Annotated in this window: 21 protein-coding genes, 1 other RNA gene, 1 pseudogene and 1 riboswitch; of the genes and pseudogenes, 5 read left to right on the forward strand and 18 right to left on the reverse strand. The window is 39.8% G+C overall.

Going from position 1 to position 25,460, the window contains the following annotated elements:
- Genes C228_RS0102030 through C228_RS0102040 form a run of 3 tightly spaced genes read left to right on the forward strand, consistent with a single transcriptional unit; the run spans position 1 to position 2,664 of the window.
- A complete protein-coding gene (locus C228_RS0102030) occupies positions 1 to 486 on the forward strand; it encodes a TadE/TadG family type IV pilus assembly protein (RefSeq protein WP_018651046.1) in 486 nt (161 codons plus the stop codon).
- The gene (gene tadF, locus C228_RS0102035; protein ID WP_018651047.1) at positions 458 to 1,054 is read left to right on the forward strand and encodes a tight adherence pilus pseudopilin TadF; all 597 of its coding nucleotides are present in this window, start codon (positions 458 to 460) and stop codon (positions 1,052 to 1,054) included. Before C228_RS0102030 ends, tadF begins: the two co-directional genes overlap by 29 nt.
- A 23-nt stretch (positions 1,055 to 1,077) precedes the next feature.
- Complete coding sequence (locus C228_RS0102040) at positions 1,078 to 2,664, forward strand: tight adherence protein G (protein ID WP_018651048.1); 1,587 nt, start codon at positions 1,078 to 1,080, stop codon at positions 2,662 to 2,664.
- 85 nt (positions 2,665 to 2,749) lie between these two features.
- On the opposite strand, the gene recO is transcribed toward C228_RS0102040, so the two are convergent.
- The 18 genes and pseudogenes from recO to citD all read right to left on the reverse strand — a co-directional run bounded on the left by recO (position 2,750) and on the right by citD (position 23,221).
- Complete coding sequence (gene recO / locus C228_RS0102045; protein ID WP_018651049.1) at positions 2,750 to 3,472, reverse strand: DNA repair protein RecO; 723 nt, start codon at positions 3,470 to 3,472, stop codon at positions 2,750 to 2,752.
- Positions 3,473 to 3,487: 15 nt separating this feature from the next.
- The gene (gene era, locus C228_RS0102050; RefSeq protein ID WP_018651050.1) at positions 3,488 to 4,402 is read right to left on the reverse strand and encodes a GTPase Era; all 915 of its coding nucleotides are present in this window, start codon (positions 4,400 to 4,402) and stop codon (positions 3,488 to 3,490) included.
- A gap of 59 nt (positions 4,403 to 4,461) precedes the next feature.
- Complete coding sequence (gene rnc / locus C228_RS0102055; protein WP_018651051.1) at positions 4,462 to 5,130, reverse strand: ribonuclease III; 669 nt, start codon at positions 5,128 to 5,130, stop codon at positions 4,462 to 4,464.
- Between the two features lie 39 nt (positions 5,131 to 5,169).
- The gene (lepB, locus tag C228_RS0102060) at positions 5,170 to 6,129 is read right to left on the reverse strand and encodes a signal peptidase I (protein WP_018651052.1); all 960 of its coding nucleotides are present in this window, start codon (positions 6,127 to 6,129) and stop codon (positions 5,170 to 5,172) included.
- Between the two features lie 125 nt (positions 6,130 to 6,254).
- Positions 6,255 to 8,048, reverse strand: a complete 1,794-nt coding sequence (gene lepA, locus C228_RS0102065; protein ID WP_026313141.1) for a translation elongation factor 4 — start codon at positions 8,046 to 8,048, stop codon at positions 6,255 to 6,257.
- Positions 8,049 to 8,217: 169 nt separating this feature from the next.
- Positions 8,218 to 8,976: pseudogene (gene thiM / locus C228_RS14720) on the reverse strand (hydroxyethylthiazole kinase); the annotation flags it as partial.
- Between the two features lie 216 nt (positions 8,977 to 9,192).
- A riboswitch (TPP riboswitch) is annotated at positions 9,193 to 9,285 on the reverse strand.
- A 308-nt stretch (positions 9,286 to 9,593) separates the two neighbouring features.
- Positions 9,594 to 11,615: an autotransporter domain-containing esterase gene (locus C228_RS0102075; protein ID WP_039770651.1), complete on the reverse strand. Its 2,022-nt coding sequence runs from the start codon at positions 11,613 to 11,615 to the stop codon at positions 9,594 to 9,596.
- A gap of 108 nt (positions 11,616 to 11,723) precedes the next feature.
- Positions 11,724 to 13,172, reverse strand: a complete 1,449-nt coding sequence (locus C228_RS0102080; RefSeq protein ID WP_018651056.1) for an alanine/glycine:cation symporter family protein — start codon at positions 13,170 to 13,172, stop codon at positions 11,724 to 11,726.
- Between the two features lie 105 nt (positions 13,173 to 13,277).
- On the reverse strand, positions 13,278 to 14,294 hold the full coding sequence (locus C228_RS0102085) for a nickel/cobalt transporter (RefSeq protein WP_018651057.1): 1,017 nt from the start codon (positions 14,292 to 14,294) through the stop codon (positions 13,278 to 13,280).
- Positions 14,285 to 14,926 (reverse strand): DUF1007 family protein, encoded by a 642-nt coding sequence (locus C228_RS0102090; protein WP_018651058.1) that lies wholly within the window; start codon positions 14,924 to 14,926, stop codon positions 14,285 to 14,287. The genes C228_RS0102085 and C228_RS0102090 overlap by 10 nt, the downstream gene beginning before the upstream one ends.
- Before the next feature lie 61 nt (positions 14,927 to 14,987).
- An RNA gene (gene rnpB, locus C228_RS13880) (RNase P RNA component class A) lies at positions 14,988 to 15,374 on the reverse strand.
- A 135-nt stretch (positions 15,375 to 15,509) separates the two neighbouring features.
- On the reverse strand, positions 15,510 to 15,797 hold the full coding sequence (gene rplY, locus C228_RS0102095) for a 50S ribosomal protein L25 (protein ID WP_014991616.1): 288 nt from the start codon (positions 15,795 to 15,797) through the stop codon (positions 15,510 to 15,512).
- A gap of 184 nt (positions 15,798 to 15,981) precedes the next feature.
- A complete protein-coding gene (locus tag C228_RS0102100) occupies positions 15,982 to 17,250 on the reverse strand; it encodes a malic enzyme (RefSeq protein ID WP_018651059.1) in 1,269 nt (422 codons plus the stop codon).
- Positions 17,251 to 17,487: 237 nt separating this feature from the next.
- The gene (locus tag C228_RS0102105) at positions 17,488 to 18,939 is read right to left on the reverse strand and encodes an anion permease (RefSeq protein WP_018651060.1); all 1,452 of its coding nucleotides are present in this window, start codon (positions 18,937 to 18,939) and stop codon (positions 17,488 to 17,490) included.
- Between the two features lie 139 nt (positions 18,940 to 19,078).
- Positions 19,079 to 20,458 (reverse strand): triphosphoribosyl-dephospho-CoA synthase CitG, encoded by a 1,380-nt coding sequence (gene citG / locus C228_RS0102110; RefSeq protein WP_018651061.1) that lies wholly within the window; start codon positions 20,456 to 20,458, stop codon positions 19,079 to 19,081.
- 79 nt (positions 20,459 to 20,537) lie between these two features.
- Positions 20,538 to 22,040 (reverse strand): citrate lyase subunit alpha, encoded by a 1,503-nt coding sequence (citF, locus tag C228_RS0102115; protein WP_018651062.1) that lies wholly within the window; start codon positions 22,038 to 22,040, stop codon positions 20,538 to 20,540.
- A 9-nt stretch (positions 22,041 to 22,049) separates the two neighbouring features.
- Positions 22,050 to 22,937: a citrate (pro-3S)-lyase subunit beta gene (gene citE, locus C228_RS0102120; RefSeq protein WP_018651063.1), complete on the reverse strand. Its 888-nt coding sequence runs from the start codon at positions 22,935 to 22,937 to the stop codon at positions 22,050 to 22,052.
- Positions 22,934 to 23,221 carry a citrate lyase acyl carrier protein gene (gene citD / locus C228_RS0102125; protein WP_018651064.1) on the reverse strand — a complete coding sequence of 96 codons (288 nt, stop codon included), beginning with the start codon at positions 23,219 to 23,221 and terminating at the stop codon, positions 22,934 to 22,936. The genes citE and citD overlap by 4 nt, the downstream gene beginning before the upstream one ends.
- A gap of 550 nt (positions 23,222 to 23,771) precedes the next feature.
- Here citD and metF point away from each other — a divergent pair.
- The gene (metF, locus tag C228_RS0102130) at positions 23,772 to 24,650 is read left to right on the forward strand and encodes a methylenetetrahydrofolate reductase (RefSeq protein ID WP_018651065.1); all 879 of its coding nucleotides are present in this window, start codon (positions 23,772 to 23,774) and stop codon (positions 24,648 to 24,650) included.
- A gap of 63 nt (positions 24,651 to 24,713) precedes the next feature.
- Positions 24,714 to 25,460: a YdcF family protein gene (locus C228_RS0102135; RefSeq protein ID WP_018651066.1), complete on the forward strand. Its 747-nt coding sequence runs from the start codon at positions 24,714 to 24,716 to the stop codon at positions 25,458 to 25,460.

A 25,460-nucleotide genomic window follows, 5' to 3' on the forward strand; every position in this document is an offset into this window, starting at 1 on the left:
ATGAAAAATACGCTTTCTCGTTTTATCCGTAATGTAAAAGGCGTAGCAACTATTGAGTTCAGTCTAACGATTGGACTCTTTATTCTCGTCCTTTTTATGATCGCAGAAGGGTGTCGGATTGCCCTTCTTTCGTCTTATTTAGATTTATCTGTTTCTGAAGCTTCCCGTGTAACCAGAAAAAATCCTGCGGGCAGCGACTACCAAAAATTGTTTAATGACAGCCTAAAAAATAACGGCCGCCTTTGGTCATTTCTGAGTCAAGATGCCATTACAGAAGTGAACGTGAAGTATGCTAATACCTTTGATGATTTGGTTGAACAACGACTTAAAGACGAATCAAAAGGTTCTGCCTTTGCACAATACTCATTTCAGTATAAATACAAACCGTTATTCTTCTGGGTTCCAAAAGGCGCAGTTGAACCTCTATTTCACCGTAATATCGTGGTACTTCAAGAATATGAAAAAGATAAAGCAACTTCTAAATAATAATCAAGGTTCGGTAACCGTAGAATTTATATTTATTTTCTTCCTGTTTTCAGTATTACTTATTTTCTTAGTGGACGTTACGATTTTGCAATCGACCGCCGGAAAATTACAACGCACGTCTTATTCACTTTTAAATGTCGTTAAAGAACGTAATATTTCGGACGGCGGTAAGGAAGAAGTAACTCAAGAAGATGTTAAGAAGTTAAAAAAACTTGCTGTTAAGTTAATGGGCGAAACGGATGAGAAGCTGATTGATGTGACCGTGCAATACTATGGCTTTGAACCGATTAAACCTCAAGATCCTAAAAGTAGTAGTGCTACTCGTCCGGAGAAGAAATTGAAATTCTCAACATCTTCAACCAGCAATCAATGCAAAGCTGCTTATAGTACAAATATTACTGATGCGGCACCGCTTACCGAGAACTTTAAAGGTTCAAACCGTTATGCGGCAATCTATTACGTAACGGTCTGTCGCAAAATGACTAACTTATTTAAAGGACTTACATTAGCAAAACAAGACTATGAATCCGGCTGGTTACGTGCATCAGCTTTAGGTGTCGGTCGTTAATAAATCAATAAGGATGGATTCTTATGAAAATAACCTCATTATCTCAAGCCAGACGTTTTATTCAGGATGAGTCCGGCGTATATACCGTTATGGGCGGATTACTCGCACTCCCAATTCTTGCACTTATTTTTGTTTCTCTTGAAAGTGCCGGTATTATTCAAGATCAAGCCCGTCTTTCTGATAGTTTGGAGCAAGCGGTATTATCACTGACTGCGGAAAACAATAGTGGTCGAAAAATGACTGATTACAAATTAGGTGGCTCTAATCCAAGCGACGAAAGTTTTAATATTTCTTCAGAAGTAGGTAAGCGAGATCATGCAATCGTTACTGCTTTTGTCAAAACTTTTTTACCGCAAACAGATGAAAAAAATATGCACTTAACTCCACTATGTAAAACCATAAATAATACCAGTGGTAAAGGTCATACTAGTTCTAGTGAGGTGACATGCACCGTTAGTGGTACTGTCGAACATAAATCTTGGTTTCCTCTAAAAGTAGGTAATCTAGAGGTTATTCCTAAACAGGTTAATGTAGCAAGCCAATCTAGAGCAATTAAAAAGAATACTTTTAATATCCCGATTGATTTAATGGTAGTCGCGGATCTATCCGGTTCGATGAATTTTGATTTAGATAATAATGAGACAAAAAAAACTGGTAAACCAAGTAAAATAAGCATATTAAAAGACGTACTAGTTGAACTAGCAGATAAAACACTATTAAGTGAAGATGCTAATCAAAATAATCGAATTTACGTAACTCCTTTTGCATTCGGCGCAGAAATTGATAAAAATAATTGTGCTCTTCCATATTCTTGGAGCACAGAACGTTCATCTAGAGCTCAGGATATTAAAAATATACTAAATAAACAAACCTCACTACATAGCCGAGCAGATTTAATTAATAATTTAGTTTATAAAATAAGTACAGAGGAAACATTAAATAATATTAATGGAAAGCAAAACTATAATGTTACTTTTCCCAAAAATGCATTTTGTCTTAAAGATATGAAGACTAATAGCCAAAAGTGGTTTTCTCGCTCAGATAAGTCAGAATTTACTAGTTATGTTCAATCTATTAAAGCTAATGGCGCAACATTAGCTAGTTCTGGAGTATTGGTTGCTGCTAATAATATGATTAAGGACGGAAGCAGAACTGAACAATTAAAAGAACAAACTAAAAGAGTAATTCTTGTATTATCTGATGGAAATGATGAAATTGTAAAAGGGGATCCTAACAATAATGTACCTTTCTTAAACTATACACGGATTACAGAAAATCTAATTTATGGAAAACAAGAAGAATTTTTATCTGGAAAGAAAGAAGTATTATTTGGTAATACTACTATTGAAACTTATCTAACAGACACTCAACCTAAAAAAGTAACAAATGGTATGTGTGATATTATCAGAAATAAACTAAATACTTTAAATAAAGATAAAAATACTAAGATTGTCTTTGTAGAATTTGGTTACGCATCAAAAGCAAAACAAGCTTGGCAGCATTGTGTAGGCAATGGTAATTACTACTCTGCCAACGATAAAGCCTCACTCCTCAGCTCATTCAAACAAGCTATTGGTGAAACGGATGATGTAGGACGTAGTATTAACTAAAGATAGAATAGAGATATAAATAAGCGGTCTAGATTTGCAAGATTTTTACAAATTCAGACCGCTTTTATTTGCTCTTTTTTAGCGTTTAACCGCTTTTAAGTTTATTAGGTAAGATACTTTGGAACAGCTCTCGGCTTTTTAGTGGTTGAGAACCTAAGTAAGGTTTGAGAGCAATGCGGGTAAAGCGTTTTGCTGCTTGTAAGGTGGCTTTATCAGAAAAATCCAGCTGTTCGAAAGCCAATAAATCTTTGCCCAAAAAGCTAGCATTATTCTGCAACAGCGAGGCAATAAAGCCTTGATTTTCTTTAAACTGATAAGTCATTGATGGCGATACCGGCTCACCGGTTGCAGCACATACGCTGAAATTCACACCGTAACCTAATGCTTTTAAGGTGTGAAATTCAAAGGTTCTTAAAATCGCTTCAAGATTATCAGGCTGAGTTGCTAAGTGTGTTACGCACTGCAAATAGTGCTGAAAAAGCGCCGGATAAGCGGTCTGATTTTCTAAAACTCTTGCAAGCACTTCATTCACATAAAAGCCGCTGTACAGCGCCAAGGTTTGCATTGGTAAAGTTAACGAAGCGGGTTCCGCTTTGGTTAGGTTTTTTAATTCACCTTTTCCGCTCCAACGCAATAGCAACGGCGTAAATGGTTGTAATACGGCTTTCAGCGGCGAACGAGGCCGTCTTGCCCCCTTGGCAAGTAAGGTAATACGCCCGTGATCTTCGGTAAAAAAATCTACCAACAAACTTGTTTCACTATATTCACGGCGGTGTAAAACAAATCCTCGATGCCAATTTTCTATCATGATTTATTTCAGAAACTACTCGTCCATATAGCCTAAACTACGTAATGCACGCTCGTCATCTGCCCAGCCAGCTTTCACTTTCACCCATAATTCTAAGTGAACTTTGTTATCAAACAAACGTTCCATATCAGCTCGAGCTTCAGTGCCAATCGTTTTAATTTTTTGACCTTTCGCACCGATCACCATTTTTTTCTGACCTTCACGCTCTACTAAAATCAAACCGTTGATTTCATAAGTACCACGCTCATTCAGTTTAAATTGTTCGATTTCAACCGTAACTGAATAAGGTAATTCTTCACCGGTAAAACGCATTAATTTTTCACGAATAATTTCCGATGCCATAAAGCGCTGGCTACGGTCGGTAACATATTCTTCAGGGAAATGGTGAACCCCTTCACGTAATGATTTACGTACAATTTTTTGCAGAATATGGACATTTTTACCACGTTGTGCAGAGATCGGTAAAATTTCCACAAAATCAAATTTTTGAGAAAGTTCGGTAATATGCGGCAATAACTCATCTTTTTCTTTGATATTATCAACTTTATTAATCACTAAGACCACCGGTGCTTTAGCCGCACGCAATTTATTTAATACCATTTCGTCATCGTCGGTCCATTTGGTGCCTTCCACCACGAAAATAATTAAATCCACATCGCCGATTGCCGAGCTTGCCGCACGGTTCATTAAACGGTTAATCGCTCGTTTCTCTTCGATATGTAACCCCGGCGTATCCACGTAAATCGCTTGGTATTGATCTTCGGTATGAATACCGACAATACGGTGACGTGTCGTCTGCGCTTTACGAGAGGTAATTGAAATTTTTTGACCTAAAATTTTATTTAACAATGTTGATTTACCGACATTCGGGCGACCAACAATGGCAATAAAGCCACAGTAGGTTTTAGGTTGTTGATTTTGTTCTGTCATTGTTATTCCTTGACTCAGCGGAATAACTTTATTGTTATCTTTTATTCCGCCGCTATAGATTATTTGTTTAATTTTACCAGCACTTGCTCGGCGGCATTTTGCTCCGCTTTGCGGCGACTGGTACCAACACCGATAAAGATTTCATCGAATGTTTCAATTTTACAAGTGACTTTAAAAGTTTGATTATGTGCTTCACCTTTAATATCAATCACTTCATAGGTTGGTAACTGTAATTTCCGACCTTGTAAAAACTCTTGTAGGCGTGTTTTCGGATCTTTTTGCGCATCACCCGGTTTCATCTCAGCTAATAAGTCTTGATACCATACGGATACACGCTCAATCGCATTATCCATACCGGAATCCAGATAAATCGCAGCAATAATCGCTTCCACACAGTCAGAAAGAATCGACTCACGGCGGTAACCACCGCTTTTCAATTCACCTGCACCTAATTTCATATATTCGCCTAAATCAAATTGGCGAGCCAAAATCGCTAGTGTTTGTTCACGCACTAGTGTTGCTCGCATACGACTTAATTCACCTTCATTTGCCTTAGGGAATTTCTCAAATAGCACTTTACCAATAGCAAAATTTAAAATCGAATCACCAAGAAATTCTAGGCGTTCATTATTTTTGGCACCGGCACTACGGTGAGTTAATGCTTGTAAAAGGTAATCTAGGCTAATAAATTTATAGCCTAATTTTTTTTGTAATCGTTCAATATGCATAAAAAATTAAAGGGTGAGCTTACACCCACCTTTCTCTGGTTATTGGATTGAACTGAACATTCGACCAAAGCGAATACCGCTTGGGAATTCATTTGGCTTCTTATCAAGGCTTAACCAAATATAAGTTGCCTTACCTACTACATTTTTTTCCGGTACAAAGCCCCAAAAACGGCTGTCTTCACTGTTGTCTCGGTTATCACCCATCACGAAGTAATGACCTTCCGGCACAATCCATTCTCCGGCTGGCATTCCTTCTTGTGTGAAGAAATACGGTTCATAATTAAACGGCTGCGGATTATTTAAGATTTGGTGAATCACCTCACCTTTCTCAGTACGCTCCACTTGCATTTCACCATGATAGGAAAACTCAGGGTTTGGTACGCCTACGCTATAGTCAAATACAACTTGTTGGCCATCTGCGTAGGTCACCGTTAATTTTTGAGTACGTACATCATATTTAACACGGTCACCACCTACACCAATGATACGTTTAATATAGTCGATATGAGGCTGTTTCGGTGCTTTAAACACAACCACATCACCACGTTGCGGTTTACCGGTCTCAATTAACGTATTTTGCCAAATCGGATCTTTAATGCCATAACTAAACTTGTTTACGACTAAAAAATCCCCTACGCGTAAGGTTGGCTCCATTGATCCGCTTGGAATTTGAAACGGTTCAAAAATAAACGAACGTAATAACGTCACTAAAAAAAGTACGCCAAATAACGAGGCAAAAAACTCACCGGTTGCCGAACGTGGTTGAATCTCCGCTTTTTCTTGTTCCGTTAACGGGCGATTTAAATGCTTTTCTTCACGTGCAATTGCTAGTTTACGGCGAGGATCCGCACTAAATTTATAAAACGCCCAAAATCCGCCACAAATCACAACTAATGAAACCAATAAAATGGAGATTGTGTTTGGTAACTGCATTGAATCAAGCCATTTCCAAACACCGTATAAAATTGCGATAAAAATAATCGGCATAATTTGTGCCATTGTGTTCTCCCTTGTTTATCTACTGCCATCTACGACAAAATCACGGAATATAGCGGGTAAAATTTGCAAAACTTTTGCAAAAATTGACCGCTTTTCTTCCGTGATTCTAGTTCAGCGGTAAATGATTAGTCTTTACCTACATGAAGAATTGCTAAGAATGCTTCTTGCGGCACTTCTACGTTACCGAGAGATTTCATACGTTTTTTACCCTCTTTTTGTTTTTGTAGAAGTTTCTTCTTACGGCTCACGTCGCCGCCGTAACATTTCGCCAATACGTTTTTACGTAATTGTTTTACGGTTGAACGAGCAATAATGTGGTTACCGATTGCCGCTTGAATTGCAATATCAAATTGTTGACGTGGAATTAAATCTTTCATTTTTTCCACTAACTCGCGACCACGGTACTGCGCATTATCTTTATGTACGATTAATGCCAACGCATCTACACGTTCACCGTTGATCATAATATCAACACGCACCATATCTGCTGCTTGGAAACGTTTGAAACCGTAATCCAATGACGCATAACCGCGAGAAGTCGATTTTAAGCGGTCGAAGAAGTCCAACACCACTTCCCCCATCGGGATTTCGTAGGTTAATGCGATTTGATTCCCGTGATACACCATATTGGTTTGTACACCACGTTTTTCCACACAAAGAGTAATCACGTTACCTAAATACTCTTGCGGCACAAGCATATTACATTCCGCAATCGGCTCACGAATTTCCGCAATATTACTGATTGGCGGTAATTTTGCCGGACTGTCCACATAAATGGTTTCGCCGTTAGTTTGTATCACTTCGTAAACTACCGTCGGAGCAGTGGTAATTAAGTCGAGATCGTATTCACGCTCTAAACGCTCTTGAATAATCTCCATATGTAATAAGCCTAAGAAGCCGCAACGGAAACCGAAACCTAATGCGGTTGAGTTTTCCGGCTCATAAAAAAGCGATGCGTCATTCAGACTTAATTTACCTAACGCGTCACGGAATGCTTCATAATCGTCCGAGCTGATCGGGAATAAACCGGCATATACTTGTGGCTTAACTTTTTTAAAGCCCGGTAACACTTCGGTTGCCGCATTGTGATGATGAGTTAATGTATCACCCACCGGTGCACCTAAAATATCTTTAATCGCACACACTACCCAACCTACTTCGCCGGTCTTCAATTCTGTAGTATCAACTTGTTTCGGCGTGAAAATACCTAAACGGTCAACGTTATATGATTGACCGGTACTCATTACTTTAATTTTATCGCCTTTTTTGATTGAACCGTTTTTCACACGCACTAAAGACACAACGCCTAAGTAGTTATCGAACCAAGAGTCGATAATCAATGCCTGTAACGGTGCTTCAGGATCGCCTTCCGGTGCCGGAATTTTTTTCACGATGTCTTCTAATACATCTTCAATACCTAAACCGGTTTTCGCCGAACAGCGCACTGCATCCATCGCATCAATACCCACGATGTCTTCAATCTCTTCCGCAACACGCTCAGGATCCGCTGCCGGTAAGTCGATTTTATTTAAAATCGGCACAACTTCTAAATCCATTTCAATTGCGGTATAGCAGTTTGCCAATGTTTGTGCTTCAACCCCTTGACCGGCATCTACCACTAATAATGCACCTTCACAAGCAGCAAGCGAACGAGAAACTTCATAAGAGAAGTCCACGTGTCCCGGTGTATCGATAAAGTTTAATTGATAAGTTTCGCCGTCTTGCGCTTTATAATTGAGCGTTACGCTTTGTGCTTTAATTGTGATACCACGTTCACGCTCTAAATCCATTGAGTCTAAAACTTGTGCTTCCATTTCACGATCCGATAAACCGCCGCAAGTTTGGATTAAACGGTCGGATAACGTTGATTTACCGTGGTCAATGTGAGCAATAATTGAAAAGTTACGAATGTTTTTCATATTCATCGGGCAATAAATGTCCTGTGTTGTAATAAATTTATTTAAAAGGGAAATTAACCGACCAATTCTACTTTAAATCCGCTGCTTTGGAAAGGAAAAGCACAAAAAAGCAAGCGGTCGTTTTTTCGAGAAATTTTGCAAAAAAATCTGGAAAAAAGACCGCTTGTTCAAGCAACCGTTTACTGTTGACTGCTTTTGGAACATCCAAAGCTAAACTAATCGCCGTAATCACTGCAATCCCGTTTGCACCATTTTGCTTAAGTATTGCAACGTGTTCAGCTTTAACGCCACCGATAGAAACAATCGGCTTACGAATTCCCGCATCACAGGCTTTTTTGACAAAATCCAAACCGATCGGCGGATTATGTTTTTCTTTGGAACTAGTGGGTAATCCTTTCGCTGCCAATTCACCGGCAATAGCATACGCTGCTACGCTCTCGGAAGTTGCCTCAAAAATTTGACCGCTTGTCGCAACTGCACTAAATGCAGCCAATACGGATCCAAGCAAACACCCCGAAGCCATAATATTGGGAAATAATGGCATACCATTGGCAATTTTCGCTAAGTATTTACCATCGCTGATATAATCAACGTTTCCACTAACAGCAACTATACATTGATATTTATTCGCCACATAATGCGCAATCTCTGCAATATTTGCCGTTCCATTACCTGTATCTACCCCCTTAGCTTGCCAATTTAGTTCGGCCAGCGTGGCTATTTCACCTAAGTTTCCCCTAATCACCGAAAAATGAATTTCATCTAACAATCTCATCACCGTATGGTAACGGTAATCCATTGCTGCAACACCAACCGGATCCAAAGCAATAGGGATTCCAGCTTTGTTCGCTATTTTTCCGGCTAAGCACATCGCTTCCACTTCTGTCGATCTTACTGTACCAATATTAATAAGCAGTGCATTGCTGATTTGTACAAAACTTTCGGCTTCTTCAACTGCGGGTAGACATTAGTGGTGATGCACCGATAGTGAGTAAACCGTTAGACGCAAAATGTCTTATCCAGCATAACAATAAATGTATGCTTATTTATCTCAAACACAGATATAATCACCACAAAACTTACTGTGATGTTTTAAATGAATGGCAACAAAAAATGATAAGAAAAAAGAAAAGATAGAGAAATAACGATTGGCATATTAGTTTCCTACGCCAGTATTAACTGGATCAGGTTCACGGGTCTAATCTCAGCCTCGTTGGAGGCACCCCGACTAAAAATTATTGTTAGTTTAAAGAAATTACCGATGAAAACCAATCGGCTGATTTTGAATATGTGAACAAGATCACACTTAAAAAACAAGCGGCTAAAAAATGTAACTTTTTTACAAAAAAATCCGATATTATGTAGCTGTTACACAAAATTATTGATAAATGAAACGTAGGGGCGAACCGATGTGTTCGCCCAAGAAAAATCAATAAGGAATATTGTCTATCAAGAGCGGACACATCGGTCCGCCCCTACAAACTGATTTATGCATTTGCTACATAATACCGAAAAAATCACAAAATTTAACCGCTTATATCAAGGCTAGAACTGATAACCTACATGAGTATGGAATGATGTACCTGAGAAGTTATCACGACGACCTAAATCACGTTGTACCGCAAGTTGGAAATGCCACGGGCTTGATTTCGCTTTCCAATCAAGACCGGCTTGCACATTTACCCAACTCTTATCCGCCTGCGCCAGACCAACTTTAAATTTGCTGTTATTAAAGCCTGTCACTAGCTCTGCCGGTGAATCATGCCATTCTTTTACCCAACGAGCATTCACATAAGGCTGCCAATCTGCAAGTTGATAACGGTATTCCGCACCAACGCCACTACGCATGCTACGAATTTGCTGTTCTTCAAAACTTAATCGCATTGCATTCGCTTCCGTCTCGCCAAAATCCGTTACTTTACCATGGCTATTGGTAAGATCCGCTAACAACGCTACTTGGTTATTATCAAATTGCCATTCATAACCACCAAATACACCGGTACTGATTACTGTGCCGCTCGTTTCACCTTTTTGTGAACGTTTAGCACTGCCTAGCTGAATTTGACGACTGGTTTTATAGTCATTGTCACTTAATTGTAATGCAGCACCAACCCACCATTTATCCGCATCATAACGTACAGCGGTATTAATCGCTTTGCTTTTAATTTTGCCTTTCGTTGAACCTTTTGCACCTTCTAAATCACTTTGGCTAAATAATGCGGAGAATTGCCATTGTGGGGTAAATTGCGCTTTCAAACCTGCATAAATCTCATCACCTTCTTTATAACGTTGATATGCTGCGATACCTTGTACAGTTTTCGCTTCTTGGTTTAATAAACGATTACTGTTGCTTTGTTGACGAGCGAAATCAAAGGTTTTCTCCGTTGAGTGTAACGCTAATTGTGGCAATACGCTTACTTCGATCGGTGCTTGTAATACATTTAAAATGTAATCCGCCATCACTTTGTGCGCTACTGCCCCCGGGTGGAAACCGTCTGCAAATAATTTACCGTCTGCGCTGGCTTGATCCGTTGCCGTACAAACTGTCTGTGTAGTTGATGCACATACGGTTGCAGTGGTGTTGGTTAACCCGAAATCCGCCGGATTACTCAGCATATCTTTAAAGAGTGCATCCGTATCAATTCGTACAATATTACCGCCCACTGAATTTAATGCTTGAGTCGTTACGCTATTTAGGAAATTTGTTGCACTTGCCGCCTGTGTTGTAAACTGTTGATATTGTTGAATAAGTGTAGTGGTAAATGAGTTCTGATCGACTACCGCTCTCAATGCATCACCTAATTCAGATTGGTAAAGCGCACTAGCCGTATTCGCTAAGACCTGTATGCGAGCATTTTCGAAATCTGCAAGATTAGTCTGGCTGCTATTATTTAATGTGGCTAAATTTGCATTAAATGCATCCTGAAAGGCTTTCTTAGCCGTTTCACCAGCGCCTTTTTTAACCGCTTCTACACGATCAGCAAAACTACTTGCTGCAGATGTACCAAATTGTTGGAATAGTGATGGCGTATAAGCCACTTTCGGTACGGTTGGAGCGACAAGCAAGCTTACACCAGCTTGTTTTAATGTCGCCCATTGCTGCGCGCTATTTTGTGCTGCTACGGTACTTTCAGTTTGAACTGTCTGTAAAGCATCTTGGCTTGCAATCGCTTTCGTTAAAATGATTGGTATATCATTGCCACCTGCCCACATAATATGCAAAGCATCACGTTTTACACCATTTGCCAAATAGTTTTGAATTTGTTTAGCTATGGCTACGTTAGGTTGTACATTAGTATATTGACTATTGGTTGGCACTACTACGCCACCGCTATAAGCATAGTCGGAACCGCCTTTTGAAGATGCGATTAAGCTGCTGCCAAGCGCTTTCGCTAAATGTTCGTTATAAAGCGCATTTGGTGTGCCGTTCGGTTGATTATATGCCGCTTTATTTAACCATCCTGTTTGTCCCACATCGCTTAAACTATCTCCAAATACTACAACATCTTGCGCAATTGCCGCAGAGGGAAAGGCTGAAGCAAATAACGCTAAATATGTTTTTTTCATTTTCACTGGTTTTCTCCTAGAAATACAAAGCGATAACATTTATTTACAAGAAATGTAAATAAATGTTATCGCCTTACAAATAAAAAACAAATTGGACTTGTTAGCTAATTAGTTGTTTTTTGATTTCCAAATTAGCGGATCCACACCACGATGAATTAAATCTTGATGCTCTTCAATCTTAAATACTGGCTCTTGTCCCGCTTTAATCTGACGAACATAGTCTTTCAATAAACGCCATACGATTGGTGCAAGAATTAAGATTGCAATTAAGTTAATCACCGCCATTGATGCCATCACCGTATCGGCAAACGCCCAAACGATACCGCCGTCACGCACCGCACCAAAATAAACGAAGAATAGCACAATGATTCTAAAGCCCCAAACAAACCAAGGTTTGTTTTTAATATAACGAATATTGGTTTCCGCATAAGCATAGTTACCAATAATTGAGGTATAGCAGAATAATAACAAGATGAACGCTAAGAAATGTAAGCCAAATTCACCTAAGTGGTATTGCAATGCGGTTTGTGTTAATTCAACACCTTTTAATGTTTCATTACCGTAGTTATCCGACATTAAGATAATCACTGCCGTACAAGTACAAACCACCATGGTATCAACAAATACGCCTAGCATTTGAATTAAGCCTTGGCTTGCCGGATGTTTTGCATCTGAAGTTGCAGCTGAATTCGGTGCTGAACCCATACCCGCTTCATTTGAGAATAAACCACGTTTAATCCCCATTAGCATAGTTTTTGACACCAATGCACCGAACATACCACCGGCTGCTGCCGAGAAATCAAATGCGCTATCAATAATTAAAGTTAATACGGACGGAACACGTTCAATATTCATTCCAAGAATAATTACGGCAATAATCAGATAAAATAATGCCATCATCGGCACAACTCTTGATGAAACTTGACCGATAAGCTTAACACCACCGGAAATAATAACACCGGTTACGATCACTAAAATCACACCGATATATTGTCCGTTCCATTCCCATGCTTTGTTAGTTGCTGCCACAATCGAGTTAGATTGCACGGCATTAAATGCAAAACCGAAAGTAAAAATTAATGTCACCGCAAACGCAATCGCCATCGGTTTAAATTTTAAACCACGTGTAATATAGTAAGCTGGGCCGCCACGGAACATACCATTTGGATCTCGGGTTTTATATAGCTGTGCGAGTGATGACTCTGCAAATGCCGAACTCATTCCCATTAATGCGGTTATCCACATCCAAAATACTGCGCCCGGACCACCTAATGCAATGGCGGTTGCCACACCGCCGATGTTACCCACACCGACTCGGCTTGCTAAACCGGTTGCAAATGCCTGAAACGGTGTAAGTGAATTCCCTTCTGCTGAACGCCCGCCCCACATTTCTTGGATGCTTCTCGGCAATAAACGTAATTGCACCAAACCAGTGGTGATCGTAAAAAACATCCCAACACCTAAAAGTAGTAGAATGGTGATATCCCAGAGTGGCTCATCAACAGTATTGACAATCCACGTCAGCAGGTTTTCAAAGCCTGAAACAATAAAATCCATTAAAAAAGCCTCATAAAAAGTTAAAAATAGAAAAAGGGAAACGATTGCATTGTAATGATTTTTTAACGTTTGAAAAGATTTTTTAATCTAATTAATTAACAAAAGTTATCGTCTTAATAATCCGGAGCCGGTCGTAATCTCAATAAAACTGCTATGAAATAAGGTAATACCTAGCAGAATCAAGCCAAGCCCCGCTGCAATCTTTAAAAAGAGTACCAGTTTTTTACTGGTCTGTTCAGAGATATACCACGAACTTAACCGAATCGCTTTATTGCGAGCGACTAACACCAGCCAAGCAAATAAACTTAGGGTTAAACCTGTTCCGACTGCCATCATCAATGCTGAAGCAACACCCCAAGCATATAAATCCAATGTATAGGCTAAAAATAAAACTAAAATCGCACCGGAACAAGGTCTGGCTCCAATACTGAGAATAATCATCAGTTGAGCTTTCCAATCTTTTGCTCGTTGCATTTGATCAGAAGACGGCAAATGTTGATGCCCGCAGCCACAATTCTCTGAATGAATATGCAGCTTAGCGTTAACAAGCGGTCGAATTTGACTCATTTTTTGCAAATTCGGGGCTGCCGAGATTTTGCGAATATTAGGCTTTTGCTGCACGGTCGTTTTTACTTTCCGTGAAACATTTTTTAATGCTTGATAGCACCAATAGGTACCAAACAAAATCATCAAGGCAAAGCTGCCTCGCTCCACCCATTTAAGTGTAAAATTAAAGTAGCTGCGAGAAAGTGTAAAGACCACCACAATGACCGTCACCAAACTCACTGCGACAATGCCTTGCATTAGCGCAGATAATAAGCTGATCTTCATAGCTTGGTTTAGTTTAGTCTTTTCAAGCGAAAGATAACTAGTCAAAATAAATTTACCGTGTCCCGGACCTAAAGCATGAAATACGCCATAAAGAAAACTAATAAGCATCAGTGTTATACCGGCTTGTTGCAAATGCATACTTAATGCGGTCAGCGAACCGGAAAGCTGTTGGTTAAATGCTTTCTGCCATACCATTACCTGATAAAGCATCACCGGATAGCTTTGGTAAATGGCAAAAAATACGAGAAATATGACCGCTAGCCAAATTGCAGATTTACCTATTATTCGCATACAACGGTTACCTTTTGTGCAAATTGAGCACCTAATGAATTGTCTTCATTATCTGCCATTTCCGGCGATTGGTTTTTATCTAAACTGGAAGCATATAGACGAAGAGAATTACTGATTTTCGGCTGGGTTAATGTCGCTTTACACTGTGAGTTGCTAATAGACAATGCGTTAGCACTATTATATTCCATCCCCATATAATAGCTTGGTTCATATGTGTAAAAGCGGATTGGGTTATTTTTGAGATCATGCGGTTTACTTAACGGAATTGTAATATAAAACACCACTCTATTGCCATGAATTTTAAAACGAGTATTAAGTGGTTTCGCACTAAATTTGATAAATTGGTCTTTCGCATCATAAAGATAGCTGAAATAATGCGTTTCAATCGCAGTCTGTGTCATTTCATCAGTAATTGATTTTTCTGTTGCCGCTTTATTCGTGCTGTTATTTACTTCATAAATCAATTCTGCTGAGGCAATCTCATCCAGCATCCACTCCATTTCAAACGCATTTAGCTTTGTCCCTTCTACCAAGACGTTATTTTTTAAATCGACAAAAGAATGCGGATGTGCGAGTAATACCGGACTAAACAATACCGCTGAAAATATACTGAATAATTTTACTAATTTCATTGAGTCTCCCTATTAGAAAAACAAAAAGCGAACAAGTCACCCTGTTCGCTTTTTTAGAATTAGGCTGAGTCGGTCGATAAGCCGAGTTCTGTCGTGGACAATCATTCCTCTAGGCTTACATTCGCACGCAAGCTCAAGCAACCTACCCGAACTCTGGACGGGCCACCCATTGAGTTCCTATTTGGTCTTGCTACGAGTGGAGTTTACCGTGCCGTGGAATGTTGCCACCCACGCGGTGCGCTCTTACCGCACCCTTTCACCCTTACCTGCGCTAATGCACATCGGCGGTCTGCTCTCTGTTGCACTGGTCGTCGGTTCACACCGCCCAGACGTTATCTGGCACTCTGCCCTGTGTAGCTCGGACTTTCCTCTCGTTTACTTGTCCCACTAGGTCGTTCTTGCGAACAATTAAGGGCTTCAATAAACCAGCGATTGTCTAACCAACTCAGAATAGCGAGTATAACGGATTTGCAAAGTTTTGCCAATATTTAACCGCTTGTTCGGTGAATTATTGGCAAATAAAAAAGGATTAAGTTCCAAAAAACTTAATCCTTTCTTTTTACTCACTTTTAACGTTTAAAAATTAAACGCGCTTGAAGTCTAAGTGAACTAATTTTGGCTTAGTTGGATGGCGTTGAATTGCTTGTACTTTAACTTGCTCTTCTTTACCCGCTACAACGATAGTTAATACTTCGCTATAGAACGCATCGTGGATTTGTGCGTTGTTTACGTTATCGTGGTTTAAAACGATTGATACAGGTTCTGCGTTACCACCGTAGATGATTGCAGGAACTTGACCATTGTGACGCAGGCGGCGGCTCGCACCCTTACCTTGCGCAGAACGAACTTCAGCTTCAAATTTGAATGACATTGTTTGATACTCTTAAAGTAAAAAGGAACATAACGTTCCGTGAATATAAAAAATAGCAGGCGACCCAGCTATTTCACAAAAGAATTCCGGCTAAAAAAGCCGAGGGGGTATTCTACGCATTTTTTTGACAAAATGCAAAACAAAAAGAAGCGAATAATATCACCTCTTTTCATTATTTAAACAATTAAGCTACTAGCGCTTTTACTTGTTTTGCATACGCATCCCAATCAGTAATTGGGCGAGTTGCAACGCCTGAATCCATAGCCGCTTTAGCAACCGCTGATGAAACAGCCACAATTAAACGTGGGTCAAATGGTGTTGGGATTACGTAATCCGGGCCAAATGATAATTCACCATAGGTTGATAATACTTCAAACGGAACCGGCTCTTTCGCTAAATCCGCAATTGCGTGTGCCGCGGCCATTTTCATTTCTTCATTAATGGTTGTTGCACCGACATCTAACGCACCACGGAACAAGAACGGGAAGCAAAGTACGTTATTTACTTGGTTCGGATAATCTGAACGACCGGTACATACGATCGCATCTGCACGTACAGCTTTTGCTTCGTGTGGTGTTGTCTCTGGCACCGGATTTGCTAATGCAAGAATTAACGGATCTTTTGCCATGGTTTTGATCATATCTTGGCTTAATGCTCCCGCTTTAGAACAGCCTAAGAATACATCCGCACCCGCTACTGCATCTGCAAGTGTACGCCAACCGTTATCTTCAATCGCATAGAATTGTTTTGTTTCATCCATATTATCGCCACGACCTTGGTAAATCACCCCTTTAGAATCGCACATCGTAATATTTTCTTTTTTGAAACCTAATGAGCGTAATAGGTTGGTACAAGCAATTGCAGATGCGCCCGCACCATTAACCACCAAACGAACCTCACTAATATCTTTCCCCACGATTTGTAAACCGTTTACAGCTGCTGCGCCTACGATAATAGCCGTACCGTGTTGGTCGTCATGGAATACAGGAATGCCCATACGCTCACGTAATTTTTTCTCAATATAGAAACATTCCGGCGCTTTGATATCTTCTAAGTTGATCCCACCGAAAGTTGGCTCTAACGATGCAATAATATCGACTAATTTATCCGGATCATGTTCGTTAATCTCGATATCAAATACATCAACACCGGCAAATTTTTTGAATAATACACCCTTACCTTCCATTACTGGTTTAGACGCTAATGCACCGATATTACCTAAACCAAGTACGGCTGTACCGTTTGAAATTACTGCAACTAAGTTACCACGAGCGGTATAACGACGCGCTGCTGCCGGATCTTTTTCAATTTCTAAACAAGGTTCTGCTACACCAGGGGAATAAGCTAATGCTAAATCATGCTGTGTCGCAAGTGATTTGGTTGGTGTAACTGCAATTTTGCCCGGCACGGGGAATTCATGAAAATCTAACGCTTGTTGTCTTAAATCGCTCATAGCCTATCCTTAATAATACGACAAATTGATGTGTGCTTTAGCTGTTAATAATTGAAAGACGGCTGAATACAACGCTTCTCTAAATTATTAACAATGCCATAGTATTTTACTGCAAAAATTAGCAATTTTGTGTGATTTGGATCTAATTTTTAACAGTTTGTTAAACATAACAAAAAACGGTGGGATTTTGCAAAAAAATTGCAAAATCCCACCGCTATTTTACTCTAATTAGGTAGATTAATTCACTGTTGGCAGCCAACCCGCTGAGAATAAGAATTCCCACCATGCAATACCTAATGTCGCATGAATAATTAAGCTACCGAACGCAATAATAAAGCCGGCTGTCCACCAAGATTTAATGTCGTTATAACCTGCACCAAATGTAATCGGACCAGGGCCGCCGCCATAGTGAGTCACAGAACCGCCGTAAGAGTTAGAGAATAATAAGCCTAACGCTAATAATTCAACCGGTGCCCCCGCTACTTTTCCTACTGTCGCAAATACAGGTACCATTGCTGCCACATAAGCTCCACCTGAAGCAAATAGATAACGTACAGATACACTTAAAACTAAGATAACGATTAACGCAATGTTACCGTGATCGCCGAAATTCAGATTTGCGCTTAACGTATTTGCTAACCATTCAAAGAATTTCGCTTTTTCTAAAATGCCCGACATACCGATGATACCACCGTACCAAATTAAGGTATCCCAACCCGCTTTGTTTTTACGTACATCATCCCAAGATACAATGCTTAATACCACACAAAGTACCATGGTAATTAATGCTACGGTTGTCGAGTTTACATGTAAGAAATCCGCAAAGATCCAACCTAATAACGCCAATACGAACAAAACCGCTAATGATTTTTCACGGAAGCTCATTGGGCCTAATTCTTCTAGACCTTTTTTCGCAATCGCTTTGTTATCAACTTTAGTTAATTCTGGTTTTGCAATTAAATAACATACGAAAGGAATGATGAATAAGCATAATAAACCCGGTACAGAAGCAGCTAAGAACCATTGAACCCAGTTTAAATTTAATCCTAAGATTGGAGCCATTAATGAAAGCGCTAACGCATTCGGTGCCATTGCGGTTAAGAAAATATAACTGGTTGTTTTAACCACCATATAAACATTTAATAAAAGATAACGACCGGCTAACTTAGGCGATTTTTCAGGATCTGAACCTAGTGCAACCGCAACACTGTTAATGATAGGGAACACAATACCACCGGCACGAGCAGTATTTGACGGGGTTGCTGGAGAAAGTAATAAATCAAGGAAAACGGTCACATAACCTAAACGAAGTGTCGTACTGCCTAACCAGCTAATCATATGGTAAGCAATACGTTTACCTAAACCAGTAATCACAAATGCAGAACTTAACGTAAACGCCGTAAAAATTAACCAAGTCGTGCCAGATTGGTAACCGGCTAAAGTGTGGCTTACTTTCACAAACTCACTTGCACCTTCAGTATTACCGATAGTCGCTGCAGAAGCGGCCACAGCGGCAAGTAATAATACCGGCTCACCATAAGGTTTCATTACAAGACCGACAATCGTTGCAATATAAATACCTAATAAGCGCCATGCAATAAGTGGCAGACCTTCCGGTGCGGGTAATAAGAAAAATATAATCGGTATTGCCACTAACACCGCTAATTTCTGTGCTTTTGATAAAGCCATAGATTCACCTCTGTGTAAAGATTGAAATATATAAAAAGAAATTCTTATACCTCTAAAGAGTAACATTGCTATTTTTAACACAATTTAATGCTAAAAACCTTGATATTTCTCTAAGTTTTGCAAATTTTTTATTAAATAATCAATTGTACTCTATGCCTTTAATGCAAAGGAAAAATATCATTAATGCAAGTAAATCCGCACTACCTCCACAAGTAATATTTCGCCGGATACATTCGTTATCAAGTTTTTCTAAAGCGGAAATCATTTCTGATTTAGTAGCCACATTTCGTAAAATTTCAGCCGCTTGCTGCTTCACAAAGGTTAAACCTTCTATACCCCCTCGGTGAACAACATTCGTATCATCATTATATGCCATCAGCCATAATAAGATTTGGTGTAAATCGGGCTGTTCTTGGGTTTCAAATTGCGCTAAACATTTCGCAACCGTGCTTAAACCGTTTTCGGCCTCGCCTCTCGCACCGGTTAATCCATATGTTCGATACAATTTTACCCCGTGAGTAAGCGGTAAATTTTCAGGATAATTTTGTAATTCTGTGGTTAGCCCTTTTGAAAATTGCCTAACCAGATCAAATAGTTGTGAAAATCCTACTTTGTCTGGAGCATGTCTAATATACAACCGTCCGATAGCACAGCAGACCAGACCAAAAGCAAAAATTGCACCTTTATGCGTATTTACTCCATTAGTTACCTGTAACATCGCATTTTCGGCAGCCATACCAATCGGTCGAATTTCTGTCAAAATTTGCGATTCAGGTAACGCTTTTGTTTCAATTCCCTTTAAGACAAATTGAGCAAAAAATGGACGCAAAGTAAATGCACTACGTTCAAAGGCCTGTACATTCATATCCTTATGTGAGCCATTATTTCGGCGATCGACCAAGCCAGGTTTTGGAGTAAGATACACTTCTTGTAATAGCGCTTGGTAAACTGCTTCTGATATCTGCTGTGAAAAAAAATCATCTGAAGCGCGTTGTTGCATTTGTGCTACGATTTGCTCAATAGAGTGTTTGCGTAATCTGGCACAATGTTTGGCGTTTTCAGCACAACATAGGCATGAACGTGCTGCGAAACCTAAGTCTGCACGACTTAACAACGCTCCATTTGGAGAAATAACATCAATATCCCACAAACGAGTAAGCGATGAACTGTCTTCTAATTCAATACAAGCTTTTTTTAACATTACCGCGTCAATCGGCAACACAAATAGTGCTTCATGCCCTGTAACGAGCGGACGAATAAACTCTACAGTTGGTGAAATATTCAATTTTTTGAATAAAGCGCTTAGATTTTCCAAACATCTTGCAAAAATATAGTCAAGCAATTCGTTTTTCTTCACTCCACCTACGGCGGTTAAAGTGACAGACAATAACGTTTGCTGATATTTTTCAAGGCATTCTTGTTGTAAGAATGCACGTTCCTCACGTGCCGTTAATAGCTGTTCGAGAGGAATTTCTTTCCCTTCAAGAGAAAAGGTTTTGCAAAATTTTTGAAAAATCATACCGCTTATTACTTATCAATAAATAGGAATAAAAAAGGCGTGCTCGGCACGCCCTACAATAATGACAATAGTATATCAATTATTCTTTCACTGCATATACCGTATCGATCACCGAACCGTCACGATAACGTACTATCGCAACAGGTTGATCCGTTACTTCAATTTCTTTCGGCTTACCGGTGATGCTGTATGCACATTCACAAAGTTGCTCAATAGTGAATAATTCCACGCCCACTTCGGTTAATTTTTCAATCAAATCCGGGCGTTTCGGGTTCACTGCAACACCGTGATCAGTCACTAAAATATCAATATTTTCACCCGGTGTGACGCAAGTTAATACGTTTTCTACCACGCAAGGAATACGACCTCGTACTAACGGTGCTACAATGATTGCCACTTGCGCTGATGAGGCCGTATCACAGTGACCGCCTGACGCACCACGAATCACGCCGTCTGAACCGGTTAATACGTTAACGTTGAATTTAGTGTCAATTTCAAGTGCTGAAAGTACCACGATATCTAAACGTTCGACCGATGCCCCTTTTGAACTGTAGTTTGCATATTGGTTTGCCGATACTTCGATATGATTTGGGTTACGCGCTAATGATTCTGCCGCGTCTTTATCAAATGATTGTACGTCGATTAATTTTTTGATTAATCCCGCTTCGTGCAATGCCACCATCGTTGAAGTGATACCGCCTAAACCAAAACTTGCCGTAATATTTTCACGACGCATTTTATCTTCTAAGAAACGTGTTACCGCAAGCGATGCACCACCAGTACCAGTTTGGAATGAGAAGCCGTCTTTGAAATAACCAGAGCCGAAAATCACTTCCGCACATTTACGAGCAATTAAAAGCTCACGAGGGTTTGTGGTCATACGGGTCGCTCCACCACCGATTTTTTTCGGATCGCCCACTTCGTCCACTTGTACGATAAAATCCACTTGGTCTTGGGTAATACTTGCCGGATTTAATGGATACTCACCGAATTCTTCGGTTAAAAGCACGACTTTATCCGCATATTCCGCATCAATACGTGCATAACCTAATGAACCGCATTTGCTTTTACCGCTAAAGCCGTTTGCATTACCGAATTTATCACACATCGGCACACCTAAGAATGCCACATCGATTTTTAATTCACCCGATTTTACTAAGTGAACACGACCACCGTGCGAATGGATATTTACCGGCTCTTTTAAAATCCCTTTTGAGATTTCGTCTGCTAATTTACCACGAATACCTGATGAGTAAATTTTCGTTACCACACCGTTTTTGATATGTTCAATCAGAGGGAAATGGCTGTCAATTAATGAACTTGACGCAAGCGTTAAGTTTTTAAAACCCATTGCCGCGATTTTTTCCATTACCATATTCACTACGAAGTCGCCGGCACGGAATGCGTGATGGAATGAAATAGTCATACCGTCTTTTAACCCTGAGCGGCGAATAGCATCTTCTAGGCTATCACACACTTTACGGTCTTTAGCGGTACGTACGAGGGATTCCGCTTTCGGTACTGCTTGATAAACTGGTCTGCCTGCGTTGAACTTTTCAACACGCTGTTCTCTTGTTGTCATGTTATCCCCCTACTCTTCACGAATACCTGATTTAGCACGTTCAAGCACTAATTTTGCACGATCGATAATCGGTGCATCGATCATTTTACCGTTAAGTGAAACCACACCTAAGCCGTTACGTTCCGCTTCTTCTGCCGCTTCAATAATGCGTTTCGCTTGATCCACATCTTTTTGCGTTGGTGCAAATAAGTTATGTAACAACTCGATCTGGCGAGGATTTACAAGCGATTTACCGTCAAAACCAAGCTGTTTAATTAATGCCGCTTCCGCTAAGAAACCTTCCTCATTATTTGCATTTGAATAAACAGTATCAAACGCTTGAATGCCTGCCGCACGAGCCGCTTGTAAAATTGAACAACGTGCAAATAATAATTCAATACCTTCTGGTGAACGTTCGGTTTTGAGATTGCGCACATAGTCTTCCGCACCTAACGCAATACCGATTAAACGATTTGATGCCGTTGCAATTTGGTTTGCTTGCGTAATACCTAGCGGAGATTCAATTGCCGCTAACATTAACGTACTACCGACTTCACGACCGCAGGCTTTTTCAATTTCCGTAATCGCTTTGTCCATTTCAACTACATCTTGCGCGGTTTCTGTTTTTGGCATACGTACCACATTAACACCCGCACGTACTACAGCATTTAAGTCAGCTAAACCGAATTCCGAATCAAGCGGATTTACACGAACTACGGTTTCAATCTCTTGGTAAAGCGGATGTTGTAACGCATGAGCCACCAAAATGCGTGCAGAATCTTTTTCTTTTAACGCCACCGCATCTTCAAGGTCAAACATGATTGAATCGGGTTTATAGATAAAGGTATTACTGATCATTGCCGCATTTGAGCCTGGCACGAAGAGCATACTTCTGCGTAATTTGCTTTTTTGGCTCATAGAACTTTCCCCCAATCGATTTGTTCGTCAGTTGCACGCAATAATGCGGCTTTTAATCTCGCACGCAGTACACAATCTAATGCACCTTTATCTTCTACCGTCACTTGTGCTGCGTTTACATCAAACTGAGCGAGTACCTCTTTGATGGTGGCTAAAATGTCATCACCAAATTGTTTTCTCACCGAGCTATTTAACTCAATGTTTAACGTATTCGCAGGCTCAATGCGGACTTGCGCATCACTAGATTCTAGTGTGCCTGCCACTGCGATTTTAGTTATCTGCATAATGGATTCCTTATTTTTTGCTAATAAACGAATTACTAATGGACAAAAGATTACAAATAAATTGGAAGATGCGACCGCTTGTACTCCCTTCTCCATTGGTAACTGGCTGTGATCGGTGGTAAAAATAGAAATAAAGAAAATAAATTAAGGTAAGTAAAAAAGGAAGAAATTTGACCGCTTGTAAAAACGGATAGCAAGTAATATAACCGATAGACGAACTAACTGAGGCTTTTCGCCACTGCATTTGAGTCTGTCTGATGGTATGTTTTATAGCCATATGTTAATTATTTTAAGAAAAAAATATTACCTCAATAACTGCATTCTAACGAATTTTCACAATTTTGCTAATTAGAAAGAGGTATTGTTGATATGGATCAACCAACATTGAGCAAAGCCATCAAATTATGAATAAATTTCATATTTAACCTGAAAATTATGAAATTGACGCAAAATGAGAGATAAAAATAGAATGTTCCTTAACAGCTATTCAGCAGACTACTGACAAATTCAACATCATTCTAATAATAACAATTCATAAGAGGGACAACATATGAGCTATGCCAAAGAAATTGATCATTTAAATCAAAGTGTTGCAGACTTAAACGGTCAAATTAACGTTTCATTTGAATTTTTTCCACCAAAAAATGAAAAAATAGAAACCATGCTATGGGATTCTATTCATCGCTTAAAAGCATTAAAGCCTAAATTTGTCTCTGTCACTTATGGTGCAAACTCCGGCGAACGCACACGCACTCACTCCATTGTAAAAAATATCCAACAAGAAACCGGCATTTTAGCTGCACCGCATTTAACCGGCATTGATGCCAGCCCCGATGAATTACGATTAATCGCTCAGGATTATTGGGATAACGGTATTCGCAATATTGTTGCGCTACGAGGAGACGAACCGGCAGGCTATGCTAAAAAACCGTTTTATGCAGCAGATTTAGTGAGATTATTAAAAGAAGTCGCCGATTTTGATATTTCAGTTGCCGCTTACCCCGAAGTACATCCGGAAGCAAAATCGACACAAGCTGACTTAATTTACTTAAAACAAAAAATTGAAGCGGGAGCGAATCGTGCTATTACCCAATTTTTCTTTGATATTGATAGCTATCTTAGATTTCGTGACCGCTGTGCCACCGTCGGTATTGATGTTGAAATCGTGCCGGGGATTCTGCCTGTTTCCAATTTTAAACAATTAGAAAAAATGGCAAAAGTAACCAATGTGCGAATCCCAAGTTGGATGCAAAAAATGTATCAAGGTCTGGAAGATGATCAAACGACTCGCAATTTGGTCGGTGCAAGCATTGCGATGGATATGGTCAAAATTCTCTCAAAAGAAGGTGTGAAAGATTTCCATTTTTATACTTTAAATCGCTCCGAACTTACTTACGCCATTTGTCATACACTCGGCGTTCGTCCATAAACACTAGACAATAATGTACAAATAACGGACAATATTCTTATTGAATAATTGTCCTGTTTACTTATGCTATTTTTAACCAAACTGATTACCGCCATTATCCTACCACCATTTAACGCTTTGATTTTATGGTTTTTTTCTTTATTTCTCCATAAATTACACTTTAAAAAATTAAGCTACTTTTGTACGTTGTTAGGCATTACGATTCTCTATATTTGTAGCACGCCCTATTTCTCACATCAGTTAATTCAAGCGGTCACTTTTACCCAAAAACTTACCATTGAAGATTACAAAAAAGCCCAAGCGATTGTGGTATTAGGCGGGGGATTGCGTGACAGTAATGAGCTATTCGGTAATTATGCGATTGCCGCCGCACCGTTAGAACGTATGCGCTATGCGGCTTATTTACATAAGCAGACCGGTTTACCTATTTTAGTCACTGGCGGAAGTCCGGAAGGACGGGAGCCGGAAGCAAAAATTATGGCGCAAGAGTTGAACGATTTTTTCCATGTTCCCGTCACGTGGGTTGAGGCAAAATCAAATGTTACCGAAGAAAATGCAACATTCAGCAAACCAATTCTGATGCAAGCCGGTATTCAACATATTGTTTTGGTGACTAACCAATGGCACATGAAACGCGCAAAAATGCTGTTTGAGCGAGAAGGATTTAACGTGCTTGCAGCCAGTACCACCGCTCATCAAGCGCTTGATATCGGAATTCTACCGTTTATTCCGCAAGCACAAGCGCTACAAAATAGTAGCATTGCCCTCAAAGAGTGGATTGGTTATTGGAAAGAAAAATTTATCGGATAA

The sequence above is a fragment of the Actinobacillus capsulatus DSM 19761 genome, assembly GCF_000374285.1.
GTDB lineage: Bacteria > Pseudomonadota > Gammaproteobacteria > Enterobacterales > Pasteurellaceae > Actinobacillus > Actinobacillus capsulatus.